The sequence below is a fragment of the Bacillus sp. RO1 genome (assembly GCF_012524115.1).
Classification (GTDB): domain Bacteria; phylum Bacillota; class Bacilli; order Bacillales; family Bacillaceae_I; genus Sutcliffiella_A.
In genome coordinates this window covers 1-9,795 of sequence record NZ_JAAZWB010000035.1, presented here as the reverse complement: position 1 = coordinate 9,795, position 9,795 = coordinate 1, and the positions used below count along the sequence as shown (strand labels likewise).

Genomic DNA, 9,795 nt, shown 5'->3' with positions numbered 1-9,795 from the left:
GATTGGAGCAAAAGGCGAAGACTCCTGAGGGAGATAGCGGTAGCTTGAGACCCCGCAGCGGAGCGAGGAGGCTCAAGCACCGCCCCTAGGAAAGCGAAGCCATTTGTGGAGATCAACAGCGGTATTTAAAGCCAATACCTATGACACCTAAATTGTTCGTCTATTATAAGGCTTTTTTAGTTTTGTCCCAGCCTTTTACTATAAGAATAAGAAAGTATAATTCTGCTGATTTTCGTTCCAGGCGCTTCGCTTGCCTGCGGGCGGTCCGTGAGCCTCCTCGGCTTGCAGCCTGTGGGGTCTCACCTGTCCCTTCCTCCCGCGGGCGTCTGCGCGCCTTCCACTCCAATCAACAAGGTAGCTCCATGCAGCAAAGGGTTTGTGAAAGTTATCTATACGAATTAACTAAAAAAGAACTAACACATATTTCTCGTTATATTCCAGCTGTGGATTGGAGCAAATGGCGGAGACTCCAGCGGGGGAGTAACGGTAGGTTGAGACCCCTGAAGCGTTGGGAGGAGGCTCAAACGCCGTCCCGCGGAAAGCGCAGCTATTTGCGGAAAGGAACAGCGGTGGTTTACAAGACTACTAAAGTTTGTAAACGTTAAAAGAACCGGGCGGTTTTGCCCGGTTTTTCTTACAACGCTAATCCTTTTGAATGGTTTGTTTGTTTCTTTTATATTTTCTAATGAAATAGGCCCGTTGAACAAACAAGTATGCAAGGAAGACAGTGGAACAGAATATCGCTACCATCATGTTGAAAAGCATTCCCCCTATATAAAGGAGCCCATCGACCTTGCTGGTAAGGAAGTACCAAATTGTCGTAGTGATAAACCATGTAAGGATGATAAAAGAAAGGCTAATTGCGGTATGGAAAAAAAATGCCCCTTTACGCATCACCATTTGAGAGACATACGCATAGCTCACAAGTGTTGTGGAAACAATGGCCAATAAATTCAATAGCATGATATAGTCATACATCTCCATCACAAAACTCCTTTTTACTATATATATAGCGGGACAGATTCCTGGGTGAGTATCTAGGCAAAATATTTGCATAATAGCTGTAATGGGACATAATAAATATATATTTGAAAATAGGAAGGTGAAAAAATGAAAAGTTTAGCGTCTACAACAACCCTACATAATGGCGTAGAGATGCCTTGGTTTGGTCTTGGTGTATTTAAAGTGGAAGAGGGGCAAGAAGTAGAATCTTCTGTAAAGATGGCCATTCATGCGGGTTACAAAAGCATTGATACAGCAGCCATCTACAAAAATGAAGAAGGTGTAGGAAAAGGCATTAGAGAATCCGATGTACCTCGTGAAGAACTTTTCATCACGACAAAAGTATGGAACTCAGATCAAGGTTATGAATCTACGTTAAAAGCCTTTGATGAAAGTATGGAAAAGCTAGGCCTAGAATATCTTGACCTATATCTTGTACACTGGCCTGTTAAAGGAAAGTATGTAGAAACGTGGAAAGCATTAGAAAAGCTTTATAAAGACGGAAGAGTCCGTGCCATTGGAGTGAGCAACTTCCAAATTCACCACCTGCAGGATATTCTGGATGTGGCTGAGGTAAAACCAATGGTTAATCAGGTAGAATACCATCCAAAGCTTTCTCAAGTGGAGCTATTAAATTTCTGTAAAGAAAATGGTATTCAAATGGAAGCATGGTCTCCACTGATGCAAGGTCAGCTGTTGGATAATGACGCATTAAAAGAAATTGCAGCAGCTCATAATAAGTCTGTTGCACAAGTCATTCTTCGTTGGGATCTTCAAAATGGTGTGGTAACCATTCCAAAGTCAGTTAAAGAGCACCGTATCAAAGAAAATGCAGATATTTTCGACTTTGAATTGTCAGAAGATGAGATGCAGAAAATTCATGCATTGAATGAAGACAAGCGTGTTGGTCCAGATCCGGATAATTTTGATTTTTAATCTTAGAGAAATTAAAGGTGCAGGGCGAAGTCGCCCTGCACCTTTATCCGTTTTTATTCCACTTCTAATTCTTCTTGCTGGTGTTCGTGTAATTCATCTTTTTCTACATGTATCTGAACATAGTGCAGACCACTTTCTTTCATGGTCGCTTTCGCTTCATAGACACCATCACTGACTTCTTTTGCATCTACAAATTCATGTTTCTCTGAATCTTCGTGCCAAATTTCAAAACGAACAGTTGCATCTGTTAAAGCAACATCTTCTTCCTTGATTTCTGTTGATAATGTAATTTCTTGATTTGCTTTTACAGCGTCTGTTGGGTTTAATGTCATATTTAAGCTGCTCTCATGGCCATGATGCTCATTATGGTCTGTTTCTTCATGTGTCTCATGGTCATGACTGTGCCCTTCTTCTTCATGCTCTTCTTCCTTCTCAGAAGGTTCCGGATTTCCAACAGTTAATTCAACACGTGGCATTACATGCATATCTCTGGCAGTAGTGTGTGCGACTACATAGTAAAAGCCTTCCTCTTCAAAAGTTTTCATGATGGAGTAAATTCCAGATCCATCATTTGAAGCTACCACCATTTCATGATCAGCTTCCTGACCTTGTTTCCATACCTCAAACTTCACTTCACTGGCATCATCCACATTCTCTTCACCTTGAGTAACAAGTGCTTCTATTTTAACTTCTTGGTTAGGCTCTACTGCTTCAGGTAACTTAATTTCTACTTCCACCATGCTAGGAACTTCATCTTTATTTCCGTTTGTATTTTCATTGTTATTAGTGGATCCGCAAGCCGCTAGTATCATTAATGAAAGCAAGCTGATAAATAAAATTAATTTTTTCAAAAAAACACTCCCTCTCGTTCAATGATTTTATTATAACTAGTAACCTAACGGAAAATTTCATCAAAAAGATCAATCTTGTGAACTAAAATAGTATGATATAGGTAATGACCATAAATGCATGGATCTATACATAGGGAGTGGTTGAAGATGATAAAGCATTTACAAACAAAAGAAGAATTACTTGAAGGATTTCAAGTATTAAAGGAATTAAGGCCACATCTAACAGAATCTACTTTTATAGAAATATATGAAAACATGCAAAAAGAGGGCTACGAATTATATGCGTATGTTGAAAAAGAAGAGGTAGTCGCTGTTACGGGAATAATCATGCTAACGAATTTTTATGATGGGCGTCATATTTATGTGTATGATCTAGTGACTAAAAGCACAGTCAGATCAAAAGGCTATGGGGAGAAATTGCTTAGGTATATAGAAGCATTAGGAAAAGAAAGAGGCTGTGAGAAAGTAACACTCTCCTCAGGCTTGCCAAGGGTAGATGCTCATAGATTTTATCAGATGAAAATGGATTACGATAAAGCTAGTTACGTATTCAGAAAAGAGCTGTAGCAGAGGTGCTACAGCTCTTCTAACTTCAATAAGGAAGGTCCAAATCCAGTCGGAACGGGAGCATGGACAGTCACACTTTCTTCCTTAAACGGGTGAGGGACAGTTAACTTCCATGCATGCAGGCTATGACGATGATGGTTGTTTTGTGATCCATAAAGCTTATCGCCATAAATGGGATGGCCAATGCTGCTCATATGTACTCTGATCTGATGCGTTCTTCCTGTATCTAATGATAGCTCTACAAGAGTTAATTGTTCTTTTGGGAAAGATTTAACTACTTTAAAATGGGTGATTGCTTTTTGTCCATTTGGAGAAACTCTTCTCCTGGAAGCGTGATGGCGGTCTTTTCCAATAGGCTTGTCTACGATTCCTTTTGACCTGCTCATTACTCCTTCAACAAGTGCCAAATATGTTCGTTTAACTTTCCGTTCTTCTAGCATTCTGTCTAAGATAGCGCCGCTAATGGCATGCTTTGCGAACAGAATCGCTCCGCTAGTGTCTTTATCCAACCGATGTACATGACGTACTTTTGATGGAATTTCGTTCTTCTTGAAATAATGTGCCACTCCATTGGAAAGAGAGTGTAAGTCCTGATCTGAGGAGGGGTGAGTGTCGATTCCTGCCTCCTTATTCACTACCAATAGATGTTCAGTCTCGTATACAATATCAATAGCCATTTCGGTAGCAACTGGTGAAAGCTCTTCTGGTAAAATAGGGATTAAAATTTGGTCACCTTCTTGAAGTGGCTTTGTCCAATTAGGAGTGTCTCCATTCACCAAAACTTGCTTAGACATCCTTAATTCATGAAGAAGTCCTTTTGAGATCCCAATGATGTCTTTTAGGTAACTTTGTAATGGTAGGGACTGATTATTTGTTACGGAAAATGTTAGCTTCTGTCTGTTCATTATTAGCTCCTTTCTTGATTTATTTCTCTGTAGATATTTCTTGGAATGTCAAATTATATTGTCGTAATGAGTCTATGGATTCCATTAACTACCTACCCAAATAAAGATACATTTATGTTACTCTTTTGTTATAGAGAAGTTACAAGGGTGGTTTTAATTCGTGAAAGTAGTATACGCTTCAACTCCAGAGCAGGAGGACCATATCGGGGAATTGGTCCAACACCTCTTAACGAACATTCTTCCTTATTATTTCACAGATAAAGAGATAGAAAACCTTGCACAACAATTATCCCTTCACACTGGAGAAGTCCATGATACTTTTTCCGATTATAATGGAACACTGAAAGAAGCATTTCATATCATATCATGCCTTCAAGCAATTATTGCCGTTATTGAGACAATCCAAGAAGAGGACTTACTTAGCAAGCATCGTGAACTATTTAAGCGGAATGTCAATATGTTAAGGGAGTATGGATTTTCATTTCCATTCTCGATTGATCAATTTGTCCAAAAACCTAGCAAGCCGAATATCTTCAGTAAGTTTATTCAGCCTTCCAATCATTTTTTGATCTAAAGAAAAGACCTCGTAAAAATCGCTGTTAATTTTAGCAAAAGGTTTCGTTTTCCGCGGGGCGACCTTGAGCCTCCTCGGCAAGCCTGCGGGGTCTCAACATTGTCGCTGCTCTCCCGCAGGAGTCTACGCCTTTTGCTCCAATTAACAGCTAGAAAACTTCATAAGCAAACATTTGCAAAAGAAAACTCCTGGCGATTATTCGCTAGGAGTTTCTTTTACTTTTTCGAACCATTCGGTGTAGATGCTGCTGTCTTGGTGGTAGTTCTCTAAGCGTTCGACTTCTTGACCATCTACGAAATGGATGAAGGTAGGAGTAGAATTAATCCCATAATCGTCCCAGCCTTGTTCAAATTCCTGTAGATTGTAAAGTTCCATATCTATTCCCATCTCTTCAGCCATTGGTACAACAACAGGACTTGTTTGCTTACACGCAGGGCAAGTTGAGCTGTAGAAGTAAATCGTTTTGGTTTCTCCAGCGTCCAGGTCTTCTTTCAATTGATCAGGAGTGATGATGTTTTGGTAAAGTGGATCATCAAGCTGCTTTTGTGTTTCTGTATGAAGCTTGTCCTTACCGAAAGGATTCCCTTCCACGTTTTGCTTTTGCTGAATATTAGTTACCACAACAAGCGCTATAAAGATGGCCATGATGACCGCCATAATGATGATGAGTTTTTTCAAGATTAATTACCTGCTTTCTTTGAAAGTTTTTTTACATAAAACAATATTACTGTAATGGATGTAAAACCGATAAGTGCTAAAAACGGGATAGTGATGAAACCTAGCCAATTGATATATTGACCAGTACACGGTACAACTCCACAGGAAACGGAGTTCTCGCTGAAAAATGCAACTTTTTGAATCAAGTAATGATAGATGGAAATGGTTCCGCCTATTATAGATAAAGGAAGGACGTAAGTTGCAATACCAGCATCTTTTTTTACAGCAGCAATCCCTAGCAGTATGACTAACGGATACATTAATATCCGTTGATACCAACATAGCTCACAAGGTATGTATAATAATACTTCGGAAAAATATAAGCTACCAAGGGAAGCAACAAGGGCAATGATTGCTGAGGCAAGCAATAGATTCTCTATTTTTTTGGAATAATCCACGGTAACTCTCCTCTTTTGAATTCAAGATACTTTTCCTAAAATTATAGTCGTTACCTTTCATTATTGCAAAACTAATCCTATCCTTTGATTGTGAACTTTTTTTGACTTAAAGAAAGAAAGCGGTTTCCAACAGAAGTTATATCTTGTACAATAATTATGGAATCGATTTCATTTGTGAACAAGGAAGATAACAATAGATAAACTTAAGTTAGGAGAGGAATTTTTTATGCCAACTAGACAATGGTGGAAGGAAGCAGTAGTGTATCAAATTTACCCACGAAGCTTTAATGATTCAAACGGAGATGGAATAGGGGATATTCAAGGGATCATAGACAAACTTGACTACTTAAAAGAACTGGGTGTAGATGTAGTCTGGCTTTCCCCTGTATATAAATCTCCCAACGACGATAATGGCTATGACATAAGTGACTACCGCAATATCATGGATGAGTTCGGGACAATGGATGATTGGGAAGAGATGCTTGCACAAATGCATAAAAGGGGCATCAAATTGATTATGGATCTTGTGGTAAACCATAGTTCAGATGAACATGATTGGTTTAAAGAGTCCCGTAAGTCAAAAGATAATCCATATCGTGACTATTACATTTGGAGACCGGGAAAAGATGGTGCTGAGCCGAATAACTGGGAGGCAACCTTTGGTGGATCTGTTTGGGAATACGATGAGCAGACGGATGAATACTTCCTGCATCTTTTTTCAAGAAAACAACCAGATTTGAACTGGGAGAATCCAAAACTTCGACAAGAAGTATATGACATGATGAAATTCTGGTTAGATAAGGGCATTGACGGATTCAGAATGGATGTCATTAACTTCATCTCCAAAGTGGACGGGTTGCCAGATGGTGAAAAGGTGGAAGGGAAGAAATACGTCTCCGGTCATCAGTACTTCATGAATGGACCTCGTATCCATGAATTCCTTCAAGAGATGAAGGAAAAAGTACTGTCGGAGTATAATGTGATGACGGTAGGAGAAATGCCAGGGGTATCTCCTGAAGAAGGAAAACTTTATACAGGAGAAGAGCGCAAGGAATTAAACATGGTCTTCCAATTTGAACATATGGATCTTGATACGCAGCCAGGAAAGAATAAGTGGCACTTGAAACCATTGGACTTGCGTGATTTAAAGAGATCACTTGGCAAATGGCAGTCCGAGCTTGAAGACGGCGGATGGAACAGTTTATATTGGAACAATCATGATCAGCCACGTATCGTATCAAGATGGGGAGATGACAAGGAATATCGGGTAACCTCTGCTAAAATGTTGGCAACATGTCTGCATATGATGAAAGGTACGCCGTACATCTACCAAGGGGAAGAGCTTGGGATGACCAATATCAAGTTCGACTCGATTGAGGATTATAAGGATATTGAAACTTTGAATATGTACAATGAGCGTGTAGTTGGTAATGGAGAAGACCCACAAGGAATCATGCAATCCATTTATACAAAAGGCCGTGATAACGCTAGGACTCCAGTTCAGTGGAATGAATCAGAAAATGCAGGGTTTACGACCGGTACTCCTTGGATCAAGGTGAATGAAAATTATAAAGAGGTCAATGCAGAAAAAGCGATGGCAGATGAAGATTCTATCTTCCATTATTACCGTAAATTGATCCAACTTCGTAAGCAACATGAGATTATTGTGTACGGTTCATTTGAAATGTTGTACGAGGACCATGCTGAAATCTTTGCATATACTCGTACACTTGGTAACGAAACTTTACTTGTTGTGACAAATTTCTCGGGAAATAACCATCCTTTCGACAGTTCTAATGACCTAAATCATGCAGAGCTACTTATTTGTAACTATGAAACAGCTGAAAAGGAAGCAAATTCTTTTAATTTGCGACCTTGGGAAGCTAGAGTGTACAAGATTTGATATAGCAGGGACAGGTCCCTTGACCCACTTTTGGTGGGCAGGGAGCCTGTCCTTTATTGTTTTTTGTTTCGTTATGATAAAATTGGGGAATAAGTAATATTGGGCAATTCTCCGTTTTACATTAGAACCGGCCCCGTTTTTATTTGTTTGTACATAAGGATAGGAGATGATGGCATTGTCAAAAATCGATTTATCTAAATTTGAGAAAAAAATGATTATCAGAAACATAGAAATGAAAGACATAGATGATATTATTGCCCTTCAGCACTTGTGCTTTCCAGGCATGCAGCCATGGAAACCGGAACATCTCGAAAGTCATTTGAACATGTTCCCAGAAGGACAGCTTTGCGCGGAGTATGATGGGGAAATAATCGGGTCGTGCTCAAGCTTGTTAATAAACTTTGATGAATATGATGACCGTCATACATGGGATGACATAACAGATGAGGGGTATATCACCAACCACAATCCAGATGGATATAACTTATATGGAATTGAAGTGATGGTGCATCCAGGCTTTCGGCGGATGAAGGTGGGGCACAGGCTATATGAAGCTAGGAAAGATCTTGCACGCAGGCTTAATTTGAAGAGTATCATCATTGGCGGCCGCATCCCAAACTACCATAAATATGCGGAAGAAATGACTCCACGAGAATATGTTAGGCAAGTAATGCGTCATAAAATTTATGATCCCGTGCTTTCCTTCCAATTGTTGAACGAGTTTACTTTAATGCGTATTAACCCGGGGTATCTACCTGATGATGTTGCATCGAACAAATATGCGACACTTATGGAATGGAACAATGTAGAGTATATCCCGCAGACTAAGCGCCATTTCAAAACTTCTTTCCCTGTAAGGATATGTGTGGTTCAGTATATGATGAAATCCATTAGCTCGTTTGAAGAGTTTGCCACACAGGTGGAGTATTACACGGATGTTGCTTCAGATGCTGGTGCTGATTTTGCCGTGTTCCCAGAAATATTTACAACTCAGTTGATGAGCTTCCTTCATGAAAAGGTACCTAGCAAAGCGGTTCAGCGCCTAACCGAGTTTACTGAACAGTACATTCAGTTGTTTACAGACCTTGCAGTAAAATACAACGTGAATATTATTGGTGGATCTCATTTTGTTGAGGAGGATGAGAAAGTATTTAATATTGCCTATCTATTCCGCCGAGATGGTACGATTGAAAAGCAGTATAAATTGCATATCACACCGAATGAACGAAAATGGTGGGGAATTAGCCGCGGTGACAGTGTTCGTGTCTTTGATACGGATTGCGGAAAAATCGCGATACAAATCTGCTATGATATTGAGTTCCCTGAGCTTGCACGCATTGCAACCGAAAAAGGAGCAAACATCATCTTCTGTCCATTTAATACAGAAGATCGACAAGGGTATTTGCGTGTCCGCTATTGTGCGCAGGCACGAGCTGTGGAAAACCAGATTTACACGGTTATCGCAGGAACATGCGGAAACCTGCCTCAGGTGGAGAATATGGATATTCAATATTCCCAGTCGGCTATCTTTGCTCCTTCCGACTTTGAATTTGCAAGAGACGGGATCGTAGGTGAGTGTAACCCGAATATTGAAATGGTAATCATCGGGGATGTAGACTTAGAAATCCTACGTCGCCAGCGTCAATCTGGGACAGTGCGTCAATTGAAAGACCGCCGTAGGGATGTTTATGAGATAAAGTATAAAAAATGATTTAAGTGAGAAAGCGATCCTTTTGTGGGTCGCTTTTTTTGATGTGTTTTCCAATTTTTGAGGGTGAGGAGCTTGTTGTAATTTTATGAGGGGGATGAATGAGGACAATGTTTGGGTGTTTTTGGAGAAGGAGGTAGTCATACGAGGTCAATGAGGACAATGTTCGGGTGTTTTTGGAGTAGGAGGTAGTCATACGGGTGCAATGAGGACAGTGTTTGGGTGTTTTTGGAG

The 9,795-nt window shown here is 40.0% G+C and carries 10 protein-coding genes; 5 read left to right on the top strand and 5 right to left on the bottom strand.

From position 1 onward, the window contains the following. Positions 1–642 precede the first annotated feature (642 nt). Entirely contained in the window at positions 643–984 is a 342-nt protein-coding gene (locus tag HC179_RS02905; RefSeq protein WP_168862971.1) for a hypothetical protein, read from the bottom strand. Positions 985–1,110: 126 nt separating this feature from the next. Between HC179_RS02905 and HC179_RS02900 the strand changes: the two genes are divergently transcribed. Further along, entirely contained in the window at positions 1,111–1,938 is an 828-nt protein-coding gene (locus tag HC179_RS02900) for an aldo/keto reductase (protein WP_168862970.1), read from the top strand. A 53-nt stretch (positions 1,939–1,991) separates the two neighbouring features. Here the strand turns inward: HC179_RS02900 and HC179_RS02895 are convergent, their stop codons facing one another. After that, the gene (locus HC179_RS02895) at positions 1,992–2,789 is read right to left on the bottom strand and encodes a FixH family protein (protein WP_168862969.1); all 798 of its coding nucleotides are present in this window, start codon (positions 2,787–2,789) and stop codon (positions 1,992–1,994) included. A 147-nt stretch (positions 2,790–2,936) separates the two neighbouring features. On the opposite strand from HC179_RS02895, the gene HC179_RS02890 reads away from it, so the two are divergent. Then, a complete protein-coding gene (locus HC179_RS02890) occupies positions 2,937–3,356 on the top strand; it encodes a GNAT family N-acetyltransferase (protein WP_168862967.1) in 420 nt (139 codons plus the stop codon). An 8-nt stretch (positions 3,357–3,364) separates the two neighbouring features. Here the strand turns inward: HC179_RS02890 and HC179_RS02885 are convergent, their stop codons facing one another. Further along, positions 3,365–4,261, bottom strand: a complete 897-nt coding sequence (locus HC179_RS02885; protein ID WP_168862965.1) for an RluA family pseudouridine synthase — start codon at positions 4,259–4,261, stop codon at positions 3,365–3,367. A gap of 160 nt (positions 4,262–4,421) precedes the next feature. Here HC179_RS02885 and HC179_RS02880 point away from each other — a divergent pair, with 160 nt between their 5' ends. Next, positions 4,422–4,835, top strand: coding sequence for a DUF5365 family protein (locus tag HC179_RS02880; protein ID WP_168862964.1), 414 nt, complete (start codon positions 4,422–4,424; stop codon positions 4,833–4,835). Between the two features lie 195 nt (positions 4,836–5,030). Here the strand turns inward: HC179_RS02880 and HC179_RS02875 are convergent, their stop codons facing one another. Together HC179_RS02875 and HC179_RS02870 are read right to left on the bottom strand one after the other, a co-directional pair. Next, on the bottom strand, positions 5,031–5,513 hold the full coding sequence (locus HC179_RS02875) for a thioredoxin family protein (RefSeq protein WP_168862962.1): 483 nt from the start codon (positions 5,511–5,513) through the stop codon (positions 5,031–5,033). 2 nt (positions 5,514–5,515) lie between these two features. Then, positions 5,516–5,950: a disulfide oxidoreductase gene (locus HC179_RS02870; RefSeq protein ID WP_168862961.1), complete on the bottom strand. Its 435-nt coding sequence runs from the start codon at positions 5,948–5,950 to the stop codon at positions 5,516–5,518. Between the two features lie 226 nt (positions 5,951–6,176). On the opposite strand from HC179_RS02870, the gene HC179_RS02865 reads away from it, so the two are divergent. Beyond that, a complete protein-coding gene (locus HC179_RS02865) occupies positions 6,177–7,853 on the top strand; it encodes a glycoside hydrolase family 13 protein (RefSeq protein WP_168862959.1) in 1,677 nt (558 codons plus the stop codon). A 211-nt stretch (positions 7,854–8,064) separates the two neighbouring features. Beyond that, complete coding sequence (locus HC179_RS02860; protein WP_240948450.1) at positions 8,065–9,564, top strand: bifunctional GNAT family N-acetyltransferase/carbon-nitrogen hydrolase family protein; 1,500 nt, start codon at positions 8,065–8,067, stop codon at positions 9,562–9,564. Positions 9,565–9,795: the final 231 nt, after the last annotated feature.